This is a genomic window from Streptomyces sp. NPDC059452 (assembly GCF_042750035.1).
Lineage (GTDB): Bacteria > Actinomycetota > Actinomycetes > Streptomycetales > Streptomycetaceae > Streptomyces.
This window is the reverse complement of record NZ_JBHYVE010000022.1, coordinates 108,839-127,396: the sequence shown is the minus strand read 5'-3', so window position 1 is coordinate 127,396 and position 18,558 is coordinate 108,839. Positions and strand designations below refer to the sequence as shown.

13 protein-coding genes are annotated in these 18,558 nt (G+C 74.3%); 2 read left to right on the top strand and 11 right to left on the bottom strand.

Annotated elements, in window-relative coordinates:
• Positions 1-2 precede the first annotated feature (2 nt).
• The 3 genes from ACFW9Z_RS26680 to ACFW9Z_RS26670 are packed head-to-tail and all read right to left on the bottom strand — an operon-like array spanning position 3 to position 7,395.
• Complete coding sequence (locus ACFW9Z_RS26680; protein ID WP_384645092.1) at positions 3-1,250, bottom strand: AAA family ATPase; 1,248 nt, start codon at positions 1,248-1,250, stop codon at positions 3-5.
• The gene (locus ACFW9Z_RS26675) at positions 1,247-6,538 is read right to left on the bottom strand and encodes a hypothetical protein (RefSeq protein ID WP_384645091.1); all 5,292 of its coding nucleotides are present in this window, start codon (positions 6,536-6,538) and stop codon (positions 1,247-1,249) included. Before ACFW9Z_RS26675 ends, ACFW9Z_RS26680 begins: the two co-directional genes overlap by 4 nt.
• A complete protein-coding gene (locus ACFW9Z_RS26670; RefSeq protein ID WP_384645090.1) occupies positions 6,535-7,395 on the bottom strand; it encodes a DUF4132 domain-containing protein in 861 nt (286 codons plus the stop codon). The genes ACFW9Z_RS26675 and ACFW9Z_RS26670 overlap by 4 nt, the downstream gene beginning before the upstream one ends.
• Before the next feature lie 241 nt (positions 7,396-7,636).
• Here ACFW9Z_RS26670 and ACFW9Z_RS26665 point away from each other — a divergent pair, with 241 nt between their 5' ends.
• Positions 7,637-7,921: a DUF3253 domain-containing protein gene (locus ACFW9Z_RS26665; RefSeq protein WP_384645089.1), complete on the top strand. Its 285-nt coding sequence runs from the start codon at positions 7,637-7,639 to the stop codon at positions 7,919-7,921.
• Between the two features lie 40 nt (positions 7,922-7,961).
• On the opposite strand, the gene ACFW9Z_RS26660 is transcribed toward ACFW9Z_RS26665, so the two are convergent.
• The 4 genes from ACFW9Z_RS26660 to ACFW9Z_RS26645 are packed head-to-tail and all read right to left on the bottom strand — an operon-like array spanning position 7,962 to position 12,829.
• Positions 7,962-9,092 (bottom strand): XdhC family protein, encoded by a 1,131-nt coding sequence (locus ACFW9Z_RS26660; protein ID WP_384645088.1) that lies wholly within the window; start codon positions 9,090-9,092, stop codon positions 7,962-7,964.
• Positions 9,085-11,265, bottom strand: coding sequence for a xanthine dehydrogenase family protein molybdopterin-binding subunit (locus ACFW9Z_RS26655; protein ID WP_384645087.1), 2,181 nt, complete (start codon positions 11,263-11,265; stop codon positions 9,085-9,087). Before ACFW9Z_RS26655 ends, ACFW9Z_RS26660 begins: the two co-directional genes overlap by 8 nt.
• Positions 11,262-12,254, bottom strand: a complete 993-nt coding sequence (locus ACFW9Z_RS26650) for an FAD binding domain-containing protein (RefSeq protein ID WP_384645086.1) — start codon at positions 12,252-12,254, stop codon at positions 11,262-11,264. The genes ACFW9Z_RS26655 and ACFW9Z_RS26650 overlap by 4 nt, the downstream gene beginning before the upstream one ends.
• Complete coding sequence (locus ACFW9Z_RS26645) at positions 12,251-12,829, bottom strand: (2Fe-2S)-binding protein (protein WP_384645085.1); 579 nt, start codon at positions 12,827-12,829, stop codon at positions 12,251-12,253. Before ACFW9Z_RS26645 ends, ACFW9Z_RS26650 begins: the two co-directional genes overlap by 4 nt.
• 242 nt (positions 12,830-13,071) lie before the next feature.
• Here ACFW9Z_RS26645 and ACFW9Z_RS26640 point away from each other — a divergent pair, with 242 nt between their 5' ends.
• Complete coding sequence (locus ACFW9Z_RS26640) at positions 13,072-13,653, top strand: TetR/AcrR family transcriptional regulator (protein ID WP_384645084.1); 582 nt, start codon at positions 13,072-13,074, stop codon at positions 13,651-13,653.
• Between the two features lie 160 nt (positions 13,654-13,813).
• On the opposite strand, the gene ACFW9Z_RS26635 is transcribed toward ACFW9Z_RS26640, so the two are convergent.
• The 4 genes from ACFW9Z_RS26635 to ACFW9Z_RS26620 all read right to left on the bottom strand — a co-directional run bounded on the left by ACFW9Z_RS26635 (position 13,814) and on the right by ACFW9Z_RS26620 (position 18,554).
• A complete protein-coding gene (locus tag ACFW9Z_RS26635; RefSeq protein WP_384645083.1) occupies positions 13,814-14,632 on the bottom strand; it encodes a TauD/TfdA dioxygenase family protein in 819 nt (272 codons plus the stop codon).
• Positions 14,633-14,871: 239 nt separating this feature from the next.
• Positions 14,872-16,329 carry a WGR domain-containing protein gene (locus ACFW9Z_RS26630; RefSeq protein ID WP_384645082.1) on the bottom strand — a complete coding sequence of 486 codons (1,458 nt, stop codon included), beginning with the start codon at positions 16,327-16,329 and terminating at the stop codon, positions 14,872-14,874.
• Positions 16,330-16,538: 209 nt separating this feature from the next.
• Positions 16,539-16,694 carry a DUF6131 family protein gene (locus ACFW9Z_RS26625; protein WP_384645081.1) on the bottom strand — a complete coding sequence of 52 codons (156 nt, stop codon included), beginning with the start codon at positions 16,692-16,694 and terminating at the stop codon, positions 16,539-16,541.
• A gap of 207 nt (positions 16,695-16,901) precedes the next feature.
• A complete protein-coding gene (locus ACFW9Z_RS26620; RefSeq protein ID WP_384645080.1) occupies positions 16,902-18,554 on the bottom strand; it encodes an FAD-dependent oxidoreductase in 1,653 nt (550 codons plus the stop codon).
• Between the last annotated feature and the right edge of the window lie 4 nt (positions 18,555-18,558).

The following is an 18,558-nucleotide window of genomic DNA, read 5'->3' as shown; positions in this document are numbered from 1 at the left end:
CCTCAGTTCTCCAGCACCGCGCGCAGGTCCCACAGGGCACGCCAGGTGGCCGACCCCTGCTCCGCGCGCCTGCGCACCGGCCCGTCCCAGTACCCCAGCAGCCGTGCCGCGTCGGCGGGGTCGTCCTTTCGGACGACGCCGAGGAGATGGCCGGGCAGGAGGGAGAGTACGTCCCGGTCGCCGGGGAAGTACGCGGCGGCCAGGCCCAGGGCACCCGCGACGGAGACCGCCTCCGCCGTGCTCATCACCGTGGAGGGGCGCTCGACCTCCCAGCCCTCCACGGAGCGGCCCTCGCGCAGGTCACGGAAGGCGGTGACAAGGGCTTCGAGGACCGCGTCGTCCACCTGGTAGGCGGCGCCCACGCGTTCGACGGCTGCCCGCGACTGGCGCCGGACGAGCGCGGTCTCGGCGTCCACGTCCCCGATGGGGCCCACGGTCTCGAAGTTGAAGCGCCGCTTCAGCGCGGCGGACATCTCCGAGACGCCCTTGTCCCGCAGGTTGGCGGTGGCGATGAGGGTGAACCCCGGGGCCGCGTGCACCTGGGCGCCCTCGCCGCCCGCCAGCTCGGGGACCGCGATCCGCCGCTCGGAGAGCAGGGACACGAGGGCGTCCTGGACCTCCGGCAGGCAGCGGGTGACCTCCTCGACACGGGCGACGGCCCCCCGGGTCATGGCGGCGAGCACCGGGGAGGGGACCAGGGCCTGCTGGGTGGGACCCTGGGCGAGCAGCAGCGCGTAGTTCCAGCCGTACTTGAGCTGGTCCTCGGTGGTGCCCGCGGTGCCCTGCACGGTGAGCGCGCTGGTCCCGCAGACGGCCGCCGACAGCAGCTCGGAGAGCATGGACTTGGCGGTGCCGGGCTCCCCGACGAGCAGGAGCCCGCGCTCCCCGGCAAGGGTGACCACGCACCGTTCGACCAGGGCGCGTTCGCCGACGAACTTCTGCTCGATGGGCAGGCGGCGCGGCACTCCGGCTCCGGGCCGGGCCTCCTTCGACAGGCTCAGCGCCTCGCCCGCGCTGCCCATCACGAAGGTGACGACGGCGCGCGGGGTGAGCAGCCAGCCGGGCGGGCGTGGCCCGGCGTCATGGGCGGCGAGAAAGGCCAGTTCGGTGGCGTACCGGTCCTCGGGCGGCGTGATCTGGCGGTGCTCCCGGCCGGGCGCCGCCGCCTGGCCCGGGATGCCGTCCACGGTGATGCCGCCCGTGGTGGCGCTGTCCGTGGTGGGGGTGGTGGTCGTGGTGTCGTTCGTCATCGGCGGCGGCCCTTCCGGGTTGCGCGGGTGTCCAGTTCTTCGAAGGCGGGGGCGTCGCCTCCGCGGACCCGGGCCCAGGCGGCTGCGTACAGCGCGGGCACGGGGAGGTGGGGCAGGGTCCGGGCGGACCCGGCCACGGGGTACAGGGCTTCCTTCCAGGTCTCCAGCGGCAGCCCGGGGGCGCCGCGTTCCAGCCAGCCGCAGGGGAGGAACAGGGTGCGGCCGGCCCGGGAGCGCTTGGCCTCGACGACGAGGCCGGTGGCGGCCAGTTCCGCCCGGGCCTTCTTGATCCGGGCCGGCTTCCACTCGGTCCAGCGGGCGCAGTTGCGGTCCGTCGGGTCGGGCAGGGCGAGCAGCATCAGGTAGAGGGCGGCGGCGTCCGCGCTCAGACCGAGGGCGTCGGCGGCCTCGGCCACCAGCTCCGGCACCGCGCGCGTCGGGTCCTGGGCCGGGTGGTGCGGGAGGTCACCGGGGGCGCCCGCCGAGGCCAGCACGTCGGTCTCCTCGTCCAGCAGGGCGCGCAGGGCGCCTACATCCCCGGTGCTGTGGCGGCCGACGGTGCCCTCGACCAGGCCGAACGCCGGGTCGTCGGGGCCTGTCAGCCCGGCCGGGCGGATCAGCACCCTCTCGTGGCTGCCGTGGCCGGGGGCGAGGAGCAGCGACGCGCCGGCCCGGACCAAGCCGTCGGCTCCGGCGCCGCCGGACTCGGGGAGCCCGTGGGCGGCGCGGATCACGGGGCCGATCGAGCCCCCCGACTCGGTCCAGTCCAGACCCAGGTCCAGCACCAGGCCCGGGTCGGCGAGGCGGTCCCGCAGGGCCGCGAGCCCGACGGGCAGGTACGCCCGCAGGGGATGCCCGTACGGCAGTGTGTAGGCGAGGGTGTGCAGGGCGGTCAGGGCTGCGGAGACCGCGCCGCGTGCGCTCACCCGGCGCAGGGCCGGGCGGCCGGTGCCGTCCGGGACGTCGGTGCCGTGGGCGAGCCAGCTCCGGTGGCCCGGGTTGAGGATCAGATCGATGTCGCTCTCCCTGCTGCCCGAGAGGTCGAGGTCCAGTTCCTCGGGGACGCGGACGAGGGAGGCCAGGCGCTCCTGCCAGACCTCGGCGGCGGCACGGACGTCGGGGCCCGTGGACCACAGCTCGGCCGGGTCATCGGGCAGCAGGGCCCGGATCAGGGCGTGCCGGTCGTCGCGGGGCAGGGCGTCCAGCCTGGCCTGGGCGGCTTCGAAGGCACGGGTCTTCGCCCCGAGCAGCGCGAGCGCCTCGGCGCCGGGCTCTTCGACGGCCGCCGACAGCAGGGCGGCGGACTGGAGGGGGCCGATTCCGGTGGCTGTGTGGAACGCCTCGGCGGCCTCCGGGCGCCAGGGTGCCGGTCCCTGCTCCCGTACCAGGGCGGTGAGCCGGGTGAGCCGGTCGCGGGCGATGCCCTGCCGGAGAACGTGCTCGCGGTCCAGGGTGAAGCCGGGGACAGGGCCGAAGGCGCCGGTCGGATCGTGGTCCAGGGCGAGCCAGCGTGCCGCGTCGTCCCGGGAGTTGCGGCCGTGGCTCGCGAGGACCACGACGGTCCTGGCTCCCTTGCGCAGCACCTGGCCGAGGCGGTGCACGGCCTCGGGGCGTCCCGGACGCCCGGCTCCCCCCGCGCCGAGCGGTTCGATGAGCTGCACCTGCCGGACCGTGCCCGCCGGGTCGGCCAGCGGGCCCGCGGCGAGGGTCTCCAGCAGCACGAGGAGGCCGGTGCGGTGCTCGGGGAAGGTGGTCGCCGAGGCGGCCCGGTAGGCCAGTTCGGGCAGCTTGTCGAGGAGGGAGGTCCAGTCGAGGGAGTCGCCGGGCACGGTGTACTCGTCCCGCTGCCAGCCGTCCACGGAGGCAAACGGGACCTTCGACGGCGTGGGCGGGCCGAACGCCGGCTCGCCGCCGAGGACATGGTTGACGGCGAGGATCTGCCGGATCACGGTCCACCGGCTGCCGCCTCCCCACCAGCCGCCGCGCATCCGCTCGGAGCCCCAGGCGGAGGCGTGGCACAGGGTCTTGTCGTCGCCGTGCCCGGGCTCGTGGTCGAAGAACATGCCCTGGGTGCGCGCGGTGTTCCGGGGTGTGGCCGGCTGCGCGGGCTCGGGCGGTTCCACGTACCGGGCGGCTGCGACAGCCCGGTCCACCGCGTTCCGGACGAGCCCGGTGACGCCCGCGAGGAGCCGTACGTCGGACACCTCGGGCAGCACCCGGGCGACGGCCTCCTGGCTCAGCTCCCGCGACGAGGGCCCGGTGTACTCCTCGACGGCCCGGAAGGCCTCCAGGTGCCGGGCGACCGCGGCGGCAACCTCCTTGAACAGCTCCCCCGCCCGGGCGTCCGTCAGGGTCCGCAGGGCGGCGGAGCCCCGCTCGTCCCTCGGGCGCAGGGCGTGCCAGTAGGCGACGGGAGGCACATAGGGGGTGCCCGCCGTGTCGTTCCCGCCGGAGGAGTCGAGGGTGACGGACCACAGGCTGCCACCGGTGCCGTCGGTGTCCGCCGGGTGCGCTTCGACGGACCGGTGGCGCAGGGCCACGACCGGACGTGACCCGCCGGGCAGCGTGAGGGCGCCGAGCGGCACCAGGGGGCCGCCGCCGGGCAGCGGGTGCGGCAGGGTGACCGTATGGCCGTCGGGTGCTCCGGCGACGGTCCGGTGCCCGTCGGCGGGGATGGCCGTGCCGGGTTCGGTGGCCGTGCGGCGGACCCAGCGGCCGAGGACCGTGCCGTCCGTGCCGAACGGGGTGGTCTCCAGACCGGGCTGGAGGGGCAGCACCTGGCAGTGCTCGGTGAGCAGCCGCGTGCCGTCCCGCACCCCGGAGCTCAGGAAGGCGGGGAGGGACGCGCGGCCGTGCGTGCCGCCGGCCGGGTCGTACTCCAGCCACACCCGCCGCGTGCCCTGGTGGCCCTCCCGCCAGTGGCCGGTGCCGTCGGAGATGACGGCGCGCTGCGGCGGGAGGGAGGTGTCACCCGCGTGCAGGGCCTTGCCGCCGGTGGCGCGGCCGCCGCCGGGCAGCGGCAGGCAGACCTCGTCCGAGGGGCCGGAGCCGCCCCAGCGGGGGACCTGCTCGCCGCCGACGGTGAACACCTCGGCGGGGCGGTGCGACCAGTAGCCGCGCTGCTTGCCGTCCTCCCACCAGATGACCAGCAACTCGCCGTCGACGTAACGGAAGGCGGGCGTCCGCCACTGGTCGACGGCAGGGGGCAGCCGCAGGGTGTGCCGCAGCAGAACGCCTTCCGGGCCGACGACGACGGCCCGTTCGAGCGTGTTCAGGATCAGCGCGGGCCAGGCACCGGTGACACCGACTCTCTGCGACCGGCGGTTCCCCTGCCGCACGGCGTCTGCCTCGGCGGCCAGTTCGGCGTAGGTCTCGTCGAGCGCGGGCCAGCCCAGTTCGTCGAGGACACCCGTACGCAGAGTGGCGGCGAGCAGCGGTACGACATCGTGGTCCTGGAGAAGTCGTACGGCTTCCGGGGCGACGTCCGCGACGACGGAGCGGAACGCCGAGAGCCGGTTGAGGGCGGTGTGCAGCCCGGGGAGTCCTCGCGCGGCCGTGTACTCCTCGGCGCAGCCGGTCAGCCACTCCCGCAGGATTCCGGAGAGCACCGGGTGGGCCGCCAGGTTCGCCATCCCGGCGTCGCTCACCCGCTGGCCGTGTCCTCCGAGGCCGCCGATGTTCCGGCGCAGCAGGGCACGGAAGACCGGCTGTTCGGCGACGGCGGCGAGATCCCGCGCTCGGGGCGCGGTGTCGGTGAGCCACGTGCCCAGTGAGAAACCGGGTGCGTACGCGGCGCCCGTGTCCTGGTCGTCCGGCTCGGCGACGGGGACGCCGGAGGCGAGGCAGAGGTCGAGGAGGTCCAGGTCGGCGGTGCGCTGCCAGCGGCCCTGGAACAGCTCGACGGGACGCCCGTCGGCGCGCAGCCGGTCCGCCATCCGGGCGGCCAGGTCGAGGGTCTGCGGGCTGCGGCCCGAGGTGGCTCCGTTGCGCCGACGGTGTGCCTCCCAGCGGGCGAGCCAGTCCGCCGGGGAGACGGACGGGCCGGAGCGGTCGGCGCAGCCGGAGGAATCCGAGAAGCCGGAAGAGCCGGAAGCATCGGAGGAGTCAGAGAAGCCGGAAGAGCCTGAGGAGTCGGAGGGAGCGTCGGCGGAAGTGTCCGGGAGGGCGGTCAGCAGCTCCTCGGCGCCGGACTCGGCCAGCAGCGTGAGCCAGTCGGATGAGCCGTCCCTGTCCCGGCCGCTCTCGCCGAAGCTCTCCGGGAAGAAGCCGAGGAGCCGGGCCCGTACGGCCGCGTCCCCACGGGCGAGGGCGATGAGCGCGGAGCGGTAGGTCGCCCAGAACGAGGCGGGGGCGCGGACGACTCCCGGGGAGCCGATCAGATCGGCCACCAGCTCGCGTTCGGCGGCCTCGCGGTCCAGCCCGGCGGCCTTGACCAGTGTGCGCACGTCCTGCGGCAGCGCCGCGTACGGCGGCATGCCGGCCGCGCAGCGCTCGACCAGCAGACGGCGGAACTGTGCCCAGGCGTCCTCGGGTGCGAGCCGGGCCACCAGGTCCCGCACGTACTGCCGCAGCGCCTTGACGGTCAGCGCGCCGACGAGGGCGAACTCCAGGAAGACGGCCCGCTGCCGGTCCTCGTCCACGGCCAGCCCATGCACCCGCTCGGCCTCGCGTGCCTTGCCGAAGAAGGAGGCGGCGTACGTGGGGTTCTCGGCCTGGAGGAAGAGGCGTGCCACCTGCTCGTAGTAGGTGGGGAGGAAGTGCGGCACGGCCCGGCCGAGCCGGGTGCCGAGTTCGTCGAAGCCTTCCTTGGCCGCACCGGCTCGGGTCCTGGCCTGTCGGCCCAGCCGCTCGATGTCCTTGACCAGGGCCAGGGCGTGGTGTCCGTTGGCCGGGTCGTTGACCAGCGCCCAGGCCGGAAAGCCCAGCGTCTCGCGGCGCACCTGGCCCACGGCGGGGGCCTCGGCGGTCCGGGCCAGCCCGAGGAACTCCAGGGCCAGGTCCTCGGCTTCACCGAGAGTGCCGGGCACGAGCCGGACCACGGGGCGGTCGCCGAGGGCGGTGTGCGTGTAGGTGCGGGCCGTCAGTGTGTCGGCGTCGTCCCGGTCGGTGGTACCGGCCGGGAGGATCGCGCCCGCGTCCAGCAGAGCCGCCGCGCGGGCCTCGGAAGCGGGGGCGGAGGTGCGCCCGCCCCGGGCCTGGCCGGGAAGGGACGCCGCGCCCGCCGCCGTCGCGCCGACGCCGAAGTTCGCGTCGGTGCTCGCGTCGGTGGTGTTCGTCGTGATGCTCATGCCGCCCGCTCCTCGTCCTCGACGTCGCGGCCGGCGTAGAGCGCCGCCGCCATGCGCATGCCCTCGGACCACGCGACGGGGCCGACCTCGGCGGCCGTCAGCGCGCGCCCCGCAGGGTCTGTCCAGCCCAGGGGGCCCGTCTCGGTGCCGTACTCGTCGTATCCGTCGCGCTCGCCGATCCAGATGCGCGCCTCGGCGGTGGCGCCGTCCTCGACGACCGGGCAGACGGCATATCCGCCGCGCGACCGGTAACCGAGCTGAGTGACGCGGCCGTGCAGGAAGCGGAGCTCCTTGAAGGCGCCGCCCGCGTAGGTGTCCACGGATGTGGTGTCCGGGGCGAGGCCCGGCGGGCGGTGCCACACCTCGCGGAACAACTGCTCCACGTTCTGGCGCACCTCCAGTTCGACCGCGAACTCCCGCAGTTCGTCGAGGTCGTCGAGGAGGACGGGGTGGGGCACGCTGACGACGTCCGGGGTGATGCGGACCGTGTCGCCGTCCAGGTCGACGAGGCCGAGTCCGCGCTCGGGGTCGACATCGCGCAGGAATCCGGCGACCCCACCGTCCGCGCCGGTCACCACGACATCCCGCAGGGCCGCCTGCCATGCCGGGTCGGGCCAGACCTGCGCGAGCACGGCCGTGGGGACGGGCAGGGAACGCACCATCCACTGTTCGACGTCGGTCAGGCACCGGCGTTCGTGCCTTTCCAGCCACTCGGTCAGCTGGCGGAGGCCGATGACCGCCGGATCGTCCTTCAACGCGGCCGGGACGGACTTCAGCCGTCGGCCCTTCCCGTTGCGGCAGACCACCTTGCCCGCCTCCAGGGCGACTTCATAGTCGCCCGCCGAAACCCACCCCATGCGCTGTTCTCCCCGTTGTTCCGGACGGTCGCCGAACCGGCGGCACGCTGATGAAACCCGTCGGCGGCAACGCACCGTGACGAGTAGAAGAGACTCTAAGCGGCCCCACTGACAACGGGTCGCGGCCCTCCTCCGCAGCGACTCGCGGCCCGTGGCGGACGGCTCAGGCGCCGTCGGCACAGCCGCGCCCACGGGACGTGGCGTGCGTCGCCGACACGGCCGCCGATGCGACACTGACGGGGTGACGGACTCCGAGGAGCAGACGGACCGGCGGCTGGAACAAGCCATCCTGGAGTTGCTGGACCGTCGCGGCCCGACCGCCACCATCTGCCCTTCCGACGCCGCACGGGCGGTGTACGAGGGCAGCGGCGAGGGCGAGGACGACGGCTGGCGCGCGCTCATGGAACCGGCCCGCCGGGCGGCCCGCCGACTGGTGGCGGCCGGCGAGGTGGAGATCACTCAGGGCGGCCGTCCCGTCGAGCCGGCCGAGGCGCGCGGTCCGATCCGGGTGCGCCGCGCTCGCTGAGGCGGCCCGGCCCCGCCCGTCCGGACGGGCGGGGCTCCCGCTACGCCGCCGCGCCCGACAGGTCCCGGTGGATGGGGTCGGCCCCTCCGGTCAGGGGCAGGCCCGTGCCGCCGCGCCGGGCCGCGACGATCTCCGCGGCGATGGACAGCGCCGTCTCCTCGGGCGTACGGGCGCCCAGGTCCAGGCCGATGGGCGACCGCAGCCGGTCCAGCTCGCCCTCGCTCAGCCCCGCCTCCCGCAGCCGCCGCCACCGGTCCTCGTGGGTCCGGCGCGAGCCCATCGCGCCGACGAACGCGGCGGGCATGCGCAGCGCCTCCCTGAGCAGCGGCACGTCGAACCGGGGGTCGTGCGTGAGCACGCACAGCACCGTACGGCCGTCCGTCCGTGTGCGTCGCAGATAGCGGTGGGGCCAGTCCACGACGATCTCGTCCGCCTCGGGGAACCGGGCCTCGGTGGCGAAGACGGGCCGGGCGTCGCACACCGTCACGTGATGGCCCAGGAACTTGCCCGCCCGCACCAGCGCCGCGGCGAAGTCGACGGCGCCGAACACGATCATGCGGGGCGGCTCCACGCTGGTCTCCACGAGCAGGGTCAGCCCGCCGGGGCAGTGCGACCCGTCCTCGGAGAGCGCGATCGTGCCGGTGCGGCCGGTGTCCAGCAGGGCCCGGGCCTCGGCCGCCGCCGTACGGTCCAGCTCCGCACGGCCGCCGAGCCCGCCCTCGTACGTGCCGTCGGGGCGGACGAGCAGCGCCCGGCCCAGGAGCCCGTCCGGGCCGCGTGCCACCCGTACGAGAGAGGCCGGCGCGCCGCCCGCCGCGGCAGACAGCGCGGCCCCGAGCACCTTCCGCTCCGGTGAGCCGGAGCGGACCGGTGTGACCATGACGTCGATGACCCCGCCGCAGGTCAGCCCGACCGCGAAGGCGTCCTCGTCGCTGTAGCCGAACCGTTCGCGTACGGCCCGGCCGTCCTGGAGGGCCTGGGCGCACAGTTCGTAGACCGCGCCCTCCACACAGCCGCCGGAGACCGAGCCGATCGCCGTGCCCCCGCTGTCGACGGCGAGGGCGGCGCCGGGCCCGCGCGGGGCGCTGCCGCCGACGGAGACGACGGTGGCGACGGCGAACTCCCGGCCCTCCGCCATCCAGTCGTGCAGCTCGCGGGCTATGTCAAGCATCCACCGCTCCCCCGCCCGCAGGAGGGCCCGCCCACTCCCGCGTAGGTGCCGGTGCCGGTGCCGTGAGGATCCGGTCGGGGCGGATCGGCAGGTGCCGTTGGCGTACGCCGGTGGCGTGCCAGACCGCGTTGGCGACGGCCGCCGCCGCGCCCACGATGCCGACCTCCCCCAGGCCCTTGATACCGACCGGGTCGTCCGGGTCGGGGTCCTCCACCCAGTCCGCCTCGATGTCCGGGACGTCGGCGTGGGTGGCCACGTGGTACCCGGCGAGGTCGGGGCTGTAGTGGCGGCCGGTGTTCCGGTCGCGGACGGCCTCCTCGTGCAGGGCCATGGAGAGGCCCCAGACCATCCCGCCGACGAGCTGGTTGCGGGCGGTGAGCGGGTTGACGATCCGGCCTGCGGCGAAGATGCCCAGCATGCGGCGCACCCGGACCTCGCCGGTCGCGGCGTCGACGGCGACCTCGGCGAACTGGGCCCCGAAGGAGTGGCGTTCCTTCTGGGCGAGGGCGCCGATGGCCTCGGCGGTGTCGGAGCGGACGGTGATCCCCTCCGGCGGGATGCCCGGGGCCACCGCGAGCCGTTCCCGCAGTTCGGCGGCGGCCGCCGTGATCGCCCAGGCCCAGGAGCGGGTGCCCATCGATCCGCCCGCGATCATCGCGGGGCCGAAGTCGCTGTCGCCGATCCTGACCCGGACGCGTGCGGGTGCGGTCTCCAGGGCGTCGGCGGCGATCAGGGTGAGCGCGGTGCGGGCTCCTGTGCCGAGGTCGGCGGCGGCGATCCGTACGGTGAAGGAACCGTCCGCCTCCGCCGTCACCAGGGCCGTGGAGGGGACCGCTCCGGCGCTGTAGGACGCCGCCGCCGTTCCGGTGCCCCGCAGCCAGCGCCCGTCGCGGCGGACACCGGGGCGCGGGTCGCGGTCCGCCCAGCCGAACCTGCGGGCGCCCTCGCGGAAGCAGGCGGGCAGGTTGCGGCTGCTGAACGGGAGCCCGGAGACGGGGCCCACCTCGGGCTCGTTGCGCAGGCGCAGCTCGATGGGGTCGAGGCCGCAGCGTACGGCGAGTTCGTCCAGGGCCGTCTCGATCGCGAAGGACCCCGGCGCCTCCCCCGGGGCCCGCATCCAGGTCGGGGACGGCACGTCGAGGCCCACGACGTGGTTGGCCGTGCGGTGGGCGTCGGCGTCGTACATGACCCGGGCGACGGCCGCGCTGGGCTCGACGAACTCGTACACCGTCGACGTCCGGCTGAGCGAGCGGTGGTCCAGGGCGCGGAGCCTGCCGTCGGGACAGGCGCCGAGCCTGACCCGCTGGGTGGTGGGGCTGCGGTGTCCGGCCAGGGAGAACATCTGGCGCCGGGTCATCACCACCCGTACCGGCCGCCGCAGGACGGTGGCGGCCAGCACGGCGGACACCTGGTGGGCGCGCAGGCCCTTGCTGCCGAAGCCGCCGCCGATGTGCTCGGAGCGCACCCGCACCGAGGACGCGTCGAGCGAGAACATCTCGGCCAGCTCGCTCTGCACCCAGGTCGTGCCCTGGTTGGAGTCGACGACCTCCAGTCGGCCACCGTCCCACCGGGCGGTCGCCGCGTGCGGCTCCATCATGCTGTGCTGTTCCTCGGGGGTGGTGTACTCCTCGTCCACCACGACGGCGGAGGCGGCCAGTTCGGCCTCCAGATCGCCCTTCTCCGTCTCCGCGGGCATATGTCCGCCGACGGGGTGGGCGCCGGGGTGACCGGCGGTGAGCACGGTGTCGTGGGGCTCCTCGTCGTACATCACCACGAGCGCTTCGGCCGCCTCCCTGGCCTGCTCCGGGGTGTCGGCGACGACCAGCGCGACCGGCCAGCCCGCGAACGGCACGCGCGAGTCCTGGAAGACGGCGGCGGTCAGGTCGGGCGGGGTGCCGAGCATGCCGACGTAATCGGTGTGCAGACGCGGGGCGTTGCCGTGGTGCAGCACGGTGAGGACGCCCGGCATGGCGAGGACCGGGGCGGTGTCGACGTGACGGATGCGGCCGCGCGTGACGGTGGAGAGCACCAGCCAGCCGTGGGCCAGGCCCGCGAAGGGGATCTCCCCCGCGTACCGGGCGGCGCCGGTGACCTTGTCGCGGCCCTCCACGCGGGTGTGGGCGGTGCCGACGGCGCCGCGCAGCGCCGTGGGTCCCGGCGTGGTGGTCGTCATCGGGTGTTCCCCTCGGCGAGTTCGGTCAGGACGGAGACCATCAGGTTGCGCATGAGGGTCACCTTGTATCCGTTGTCGGGCAGCGGGCGGGCGGCCGCGAGTTCGGCGTCCGCGGCGGCGGCGAAGGCCGTGCCGGTGGCCGGTGCGCCGGTCAGGACGGCTTCGGCCGCGCGGGCCCGCCAGGGCCGGGAGGCGACGGCCCCGAGCGCGAGCCGCGCCTCGCGTACGCGCCCGTCCTCGATGTCCAGCGCGGCGGCGACGGAGCCGATGGCGAAGGCGTACGAGGCGCGCTCGCGCACCTTGCGGTAGCGGGAGTCGGCGGTGACGGGTGCGGCGGGCAGGGTGACATGGGTGATCAGGGCGCCGGGCGGCAGGGCGGTCTCCCGGTGCGGGGTGTCGCCGACCGGGAGGTAGAGGTCGGTGACCGGCACCTCGCCCGGGCCGTGAAGGCTCTCGTACGCGACCACCGCGTCGAACGCCGTCAGGGCCACGCCCATGTCGGAGGGGTGCACGGCCACGCAGTGCCCGGAGGCGCCGAGGACGGCGTGGTTGTGGTGCTCACCGGTGACGGCGGGGCAACCGCTGCCGGGGACGCGCTTGTTGCAGGGCCCGCTGACGTCGGAGAAGTATCCGCAGCGGGTGCGTTGCAGCAGGTTGCCGCCGACGGTGGCCATGTTGCGCAGCTGTCCGGAGGCGCCGGCCAGGACGGCCTGGGTCAGCGCGGGGTAGCGGCGGCGGATGTCGGGGTGGGCGGCGAGGTCGCTGTTGGTGACGGTGGCTCCGATGCGCAGGCCCCCGTCCGGGGTGGGTTCGATGCGGTCCAGCGGGAGTTCGCGGACGTCGACGAGCCGGGCGGGCCGTTCCACCCCGGCCTTCATCAGGTCGACGAGGTTGGTGCCGCCGCCGAGGAACCGCGCGTCCGGGTCGGCCGCGAGCAGGGCGACCGCGCCGGTCACGTCATGCGCACGCCGGTAGTCGAACTCCCTCATGCGGCCGCCTCCTTCACGGCTTCCGTCCGGCCCTCGGCGTGGGTCTGCGCACCACGGGCGACGGCCTGGACGATCGAGACGTAGGCGCCGCAGCGGCAGAGGTTGCCGCTCATCCGCTCGCGGATCTCCTCGGGCGTCAGCGGTGGTGGCGCCGCCTCGGGGCCCACGTCGTCGGTGACGGCGCTCGGCCAGCCTGCCGCGTGCTCCTCGATGACGGCGATGGCCGAACAGATCTGGCCGGGCGTGCAGTAGCCGCACTGGTAGCCGTCGAGGTCGAGGAAGGCCTGCTGGACGGGGTGCAGGTCGTCGCCCTCGGCGATGCCCTCGATGGTGGTGATCTCGCGGCCCTCGGCCGCGACCGCGAGGCTGAGGCAGGAGACGACGCGGCGCCGGTCGAGCAGGACGGTGCAGGCGCCGCACTGGCCCTGGTCGCAGCCCTTCTTGGTGCCGGTGAGGTCGAGGCGCTCGCGGAGGGCGTCGAGCAGGGTGGTGCGGTGGTCGACGGACAGATGGTGCTTCTCGCCGTTGATGTTCAGAGTGATCGCACTGGTGGTCGACGAGGACGGTGGGGCCATGATCAGCCTTCTTCGGTGTCCGGTGACGGGAGATCGGGGGCTGCGGCAGCGGTACGGCGGTAAGCGGAGGGGGGCGGGCCCCGGGAGAGGGCCGGGGCGGGCCTCGGTCCGGCCCCTACAGGTGGCGACCCCGCGCTAAGGTAGACCTAACCGGACAACTGTCCGCATCACTCGAAAACGTAACGGACAGCTGTCCGGTTCGACAAGGACGGGATTCGGCCACGAACCCGCGAGGAGAACGTGTGAACCAGCCGAAGAAGGACGCTCCCCTGCGTTCGGACGCGCTGCGCAACCGCGAACGCATCCTGCACGTGGCCATGGCCGAACTGACGCAGCGCCCGGACGTCCCGCTGAGCACGATCGCCCGGAAGGCGGGCGTCGGACAGGGCACGTTCTACCGCAACTTCCCCCACCGGGAAGCGCTGGTCCTGGAGCTCTACCGCTATGAGATGCAGCAGGTGGCCGACGCGGCGGCCGAGTTGCTGGCCGCCCGCGCCCCCGAGCGGGCCCTGCGCGAGTGGATGGACCGCCTCGCCCGGTTCGCCATGGCCAAGGCCGGACTGGCCGACGCGATCCGGCTGGTCACGAGCGCGCCGGGCGGCCCGGCCAGGCCCGGCCCCGCCCCGGTGCTGGACGCCGCCGGAACGCTGCTGCGTGCCAACGAGGAGGCCGGGACGATACGTCCGGGGGTGACACCGGACGATTTCTTCCTGGCCATAGCGGGCCTCTGGCAGATCGACCCGCGGGAGGACTGGCAGCCGAGGGCCGCCCGGCTGCTGGACCTCGTGATGGACGGGCTGCGCGCCGGGGCACCCGGCCGCTGAGCGGCCCGTGGACCGCACCGCCCGCCCCCGCACGGGGCGACCCGCCCACCCGTCCGGCGCGCCGGAGCGGCGGGGACGGGGAAGCGGGTCGCGGGTGGTGCCGGGAGGCAGGAGGCGAGTGGTGCCGGGAGGCAGACGTCCGTCAGGAAGCGGGCGTCCGTCAGGAGGCGGCCGTCGCCGCCCCGGGGCGTTCCACGCCGATCACCTTGCGGTACACCCGGGCGCCGTCGCCGTAGTCGTCCACGGCGTAGTGCCAGGTCGCCTGGTTGTCCCAGAGCACGAAGTCGCCGGGGTTCCACCCGAAGCGGATGGTGTAGTCGGGCGAGGAGGCATGCCGGAGGAGATGGTCCAGCAGCACCTTGCCCTCCTGCGGTGTGACGCCGGTCAGCCCGGTCGCCGAGGTGCTGAGGAACAGCCCCTTCCGCCCGGTGAGCGGGTGTTCGAGGACGACCGGGTGCTCGACGGTCTCCGTGACGGCGGTCCGCTTCGTGCCCTGGGCGTAGTTCTGCGGGTCGGCGTCATAGGTGGCGCTCACCGAGGCGAGCAGCACCTTGAACGGCTCCGACAGATCGTCGTAGGCCGCCTGGAGATCGGCCCACAGGGTGTGCCCGCCGAGCTCGGGCACCTCCTCGTAGGTGAGCGATTCGACGGCGAAGACGGGGCTGCGCCACAGCCCGCCGATGTGCCAGGTGCTCGCCTTGCCCGTCTGCCGGACGTTGTACGGGTAGACCAGCGGGTTGGCGGCGTCCTTCACGGCGGTGGGGTGGTCGAACGGCTCCGCGAAGACGCGTACGGCCTCGACGTGCTGGTCGGGCGTCAGGTGCTGGTCGCGGAAGACCAGCACCTTGTGCTCCTGGAAGGCCCGCCGCAGCTGGTCCGCGGTCTCGTCGTCGACGGCCCGCGTGAGGTCGACGCCGGTCACCTCGGCGCCGATCCTCGGTCCGACGCGGTGTATCCCGTGGGTGGTGACGGTGGTCATGCCCATCTCTCCCTGTGCTCGTGGCTGTTGTCGTACGGGGACGGAGTCGGGCTCGTCAACAGAGGGACGCGCATGTGCGCGCCAGGTCCACGTGCAGTCTGCGGTACAGCGCGGGAAGGGTCACCCGTCCACGGTAGGCGGGCCGCCCCGGCCGCCGACAGGCGTACGCCGTTGCACTCGCATGAACAAAACCGGCGGGCCCGTGCCACGCGGGCCCCGCCGACGGGGTCCGCCCGTGCTCACTGGAGCCGTCGGATGTCACCCCGGACCCGGTAGAAGCCGCCAGCCGCCGCGTGCAGGTGGTCCACCACGTACCGCGCGCCGGGCTCCCGTATCGCGCGGGGGAACTGGACGTTCCACGAGGTGTCGTAGTCGCCGGAGACCACGTGCACGCGGAGGCGGCCGCCGCTGTCCTGGACGCACTCGACGACGACCGCCCCGGCGGGGGCGTGGGTCACGGTGGTGACCGCCGCCGGGGCCGTGGCGGGCGCGTAGGTCGGCAGCGCGGCGGCCAGCTTGACGTCACGGGGCGCCGGTACCGTGCCCTGCTGGGCGGCGGAGATGGCCGCCTCGCTCGCGTCCACGCACACCAGCGAACCGTCCGTCGTCACCAGATACAGCCGCCCGTCGCGGTACTGCATGGACAGCGCCGAACCGCCGCCCGTGCCGAGCTTCCACAGCCGTGTGCCGTCCTGGTCGAAGCAGTAGACGGACGACGAGGCGTCGCCCGCGAAGACGAACCGGCCGCCGGGCGAGGTGGCGCAGGAGTACACCGCGCTGTCGCAGGCGTACGTGGCCTCGATCGCGCCGCTCGCCTTCGACAGCCGCTGGACCACGCGGTGCGCGGTCCCCGCGTACACCGCGTCGTCCTCCTGCCAGCCGAAGAGCACCCCGCCCCGGGTGGGCGTGTGCCACAACTCGCCGCCGCCGTCCGGGGCGTAGGCGGTGACGCCGCGGTGGTGGCCGTGGTAGACGGCCCGGTCGTCGGCGCGGACCATCCAGGCGTGCTCGCCCTGGCTGCGGCGTGCCCACTGGTGCTCGTCCTCGTGGTCGATGACGGTCAGCCGGCCCGCCCGGTCGGAGACGTTGAGCAGGCCCTCGTGGATGTCGAGCCAGAAGATGTCGACGTCCGCCGCGATGTCGTAGGCCGCGAACGGCAGCTTGGAGGAGAGGTCGTAGACGCGGCCGTCGTCACAGCCCGCGTAGATCCAGAAGTCGTCGGCGACCAGGCACTTCACGCCGTCCGGCAGGCTGAACCGGGCGAGCACGCCGCCGTCGTGGTCCAGGGTGTAGACATCGCCCGCCTGGTTGCCGACCCAGCACCGCTCGTCGTCCACGTGGATGCCGAACGCCGAGGAGCCCGTACGGAACCGCCACAGGACGGGCGCCACGGCCCGCGCGGTGGAGGGGGCGGACGTCACCTGCCGCCGGGTCACGGCACGCGGCGCGCGCTGTCCGGGGACGGCCGGGGCGTACCCCTTGCGGACCTTCTCGCCCACCTTCTTGGCGGCCGCCGCCTGCGCCTTCGCGACCGTGGCGAACGTCGACGTCTGGGTCTGCCCGGCGGCGCCGATCCGCCCGTACCGCACGGTCACCACCAGGCCGTCGACGGTCACCTCGTAGAACTTGTGCGCCCCCGCGCCTTCCTGTGACAGCTCCAGATACGTCGTCGTCGACACGGTGGACGCGGTGGACATGGCAGACCCCTCCCGAGGGCGGACCCGCGGCCGTTCCGGCGGGTCTCACTGCTCACACCGTAGGAGGTGCCACTGACAATCCGCCGTCGCCCCCGCTCCTGTACGGGAACGGCGGCGACGGTCATGCGGGGGTGCGCGCTCCTTCCCCGGCGGGCTACCGGAGTGCTACCGCCGGGCTGTGGGTGGGCTACCAGCGGGCTACTCGTGCGCTACCAGTAGTGGCGCCTTCCGCCCACCGCGCGGCCCGTCGCCCCCAGGACCCAGAGCACCAGACCGATGGCCACGAGAATGATGCCGATGGTCCAGAGGAAGCCGATTCCGGCTATCAGGCCGATCACCAACAGAATGACACCGAGGACGATCATGGAGTCCTCCAAACAATGCCGACTACTTTCGAGTATGCGCCTCATAAAGGTTTTCCGTCGGCCGGTGGCCGCGTGGGCCCGGGGGATGCGGGTACAAGTCCCCCTGACCCGAGTTCATGCAGGCGCTCCCCTCCTGCCGCCTGCACGAACCGCTGAGGCCCCACCGGTTCACCGACCGGTGGGGCCTCAGCTCTGGTCGGGGGCGGATCAGCTCGGCGTTCGCCGGCGGCGGCGCCCCTTCGCCGCCGCGACCAGGGCGGGTACGGTGCCGAGCTTGACGCGCGGCCGGCCGTGCTCGCGGCCCCGGGCCACCTCCGCCCGGTCGATGGCGGCCAGCCCCCGGGCGTCGACGACATCACGGCCACGGCTGCGGGCGAGGCGGCGGAACGCGGTGGGCGGGTGGGCCGGGGAGGGCAGGGCGCCCGCCACGGCGTCGGCCAGGAGCGTGCCGACCGTCTCGGCGGCGCAGGTGCGGTTGGCACCGATGCCGCCCGAGGGGCCGCGCTTGATCCAGCCGACGACGTACGTCCCGGTCATCCCGCTCACCCGGCCGCCCTCGTGCGGTACGGTCCCCGACGCCTCGTCGAAGGGCAGGCCCGGCACGGCCACGCCCCGGTAGCCCACGGCCCGCAGCAGCAGACCCGCCGGGATGTCCCGCTCCCCCGGGCCCGCCGTCACGCGCACGCCCTTGACGCTCTCCTCGCCGAGCACCTCCACCGGGGCGGAGTGGAAGCGGAAGACGATGCGCCGCCCCGGTGCGGGGGGCTGCGCCCAGTCCACGGCCCGGCGCTCCACGTCCCGCAGGAGGGCCGCCTTCCCGCCCGGGGCCGCCCCGTCGATCGCCGCGCCGGTCCTGGGGTCCTGGTCGTCGACGACCAGGCCGACCCCCGGCAGATGCTTCAGGGCAAGCAGTTCGGAGGCGGTGCAGGCCGCGTCCTCGGGGCCGCGCCGCCCCAGCAGGACCACCTCGCGCACCTCCGACTCCCGCAGCGCCGCGAGCGCGTGGTCGGCGATGTCGGTGGCGGCCAGGGTGTCCGGGTCCGTGACGAGGATGCGCGCGACATCGAGGGCGACATTGCCGTTGCCGACGACGACCACGCGTTCCGCGCTCAGGCGCACGGAGTCGGGCGCCACTTCCGGGTGGGCGTTGTACCAGGAGACGAACGAGGTGGCCGAGCCGCTGCCGGGCAGCTCCTCACCCTCGATGCCGAGCCTGCGGTCGGTGGAGGCGCCGACCGCGTAGATCACCGCGTCGTGGTGCGCGGCGAGCTCCTGGGCCGTGATGTCCTTGCCGATCTCGACGCCCAGGTGCATCCGTACCCGGGGGTGGGAGTGGAACCGGGCGAAGGTCTCGCCGACCTTCTTCGTCGCGGGGTGGTCGGGCGCTACGCCGTAGCGGACCAGGCCGCCCGCCACCGGGAGCCGGTCGACCAGGGTCACTTCGGCGTTGGTGTGCAGCAGCAGGTCCTCGGCCGCGTACATGCCTGCGGGTCCGGTGCCGACGACCGCCACCCGGATGGGGGCGAAGTCAGCGGGCAGGCTGCGCTCGAAGGAGGGTTCGCCCCAGGCGTGGAAGTTCGGCCCGGCGGGGGCCAGTTCGGGCTCCCGGTCCGTGAAGTAGGCCGCGTTGATGGCCGCGTACTCCTTCTGCGCCCCGAAGAGGCTGTCCACCGGGAAGATCGCGTCGACCGGGCAGGCATCCGCGCAGGCGCCGCAGTCGATGCAGGTCTCCGGGTCGACGTACAGCATCTCCGTACTGCCGAACGCCCGCTCCTCGGGGGTCGGGTGGATGCAGTTGACGGGGCAGACGGCGACGCAGGTGGCGTCGGAGCAGCAGGTCTGGGTGATGGCGTAGGTCATCTCG

Coding starts and splice junctions, on each gene's coding strand:
- ACFW9Z_RS26680 (WP_384645092.1), bottom strand. CDS start 1,250: ATGACGAACGACACCACGACCACCACCCCCACCACGGACAGCGCCACC.
- ACFW9Z_RS26675 (WP_384645091.1), bottom strand. CDS start 6,538: ATGAGCATCACGACGAACACCACCGACGCGAGCACCGACGCGAACTTC.
- ACFW9Z_RS26670 (WP_384645090.1), bottom strand. CDS start 7,395: ATGGGGTGGGTTTCGGCGGGCGACTATGAAGTCGCCCTGGAGGCGGGC.
- ACFW9Z_RS26660 (WP_384645088.1), bottom strand. CDS start 9,092: ATGCTTGACATAGCCCGCGAGCTGCACGACTGGATGGCGGAGGGCCGG.
- ACFW9Z_RS26655 (WP_384645087.1), bottom strand. CDS start 11,265: ATGACGACCACCACGCCGGGACCCACGGCGCTGCGCGGCGCCGTCGGC.
- ACFW9Z_RS26650 (WP_384645086.1), bottom strand. CDS start 12,254: ATGAGGGAGTTCGACTACCGGCGTGCGCATGACGTGACCGGCGCGGTC.
- ACFW9Z_RS26645 (WP_384645085.1), bottom strand. CDS start 12,829: ATGGCCCCACCGTCCTCGTCGACCACCAGTGCGATCACTCTGAACATC.
- ACFW9Z_RS26635 (WP_384645083.1), bottom strand. CDS start 14,632: ATGACCACCGTCACCACCCACGGGATACACCGCGTCGGACCGAGGATC.
- ACFW9Z_RS26630 (WP_384645082.1), bottom strand. CDS start 16,329: ATGTCCACCGCGTCCACCGTGTCGACGACGACGTATCTGGAGCTGTCA.
- ACFW9Z_RS26625 (WP_384645081.1), bottom strand. CDS start 16,694: ATGATCGTCCTCGGTGTCATTCTGTTGGTGATCGGCCTGATAGCCGGA.
- ACFW9Z_RS26620 (WP_384645080.1), bottom strand. CDS start 18,554: ATGACCTACGCCATCACCCAGACCTGCTGCTCCGACGCCACCTGCGTC.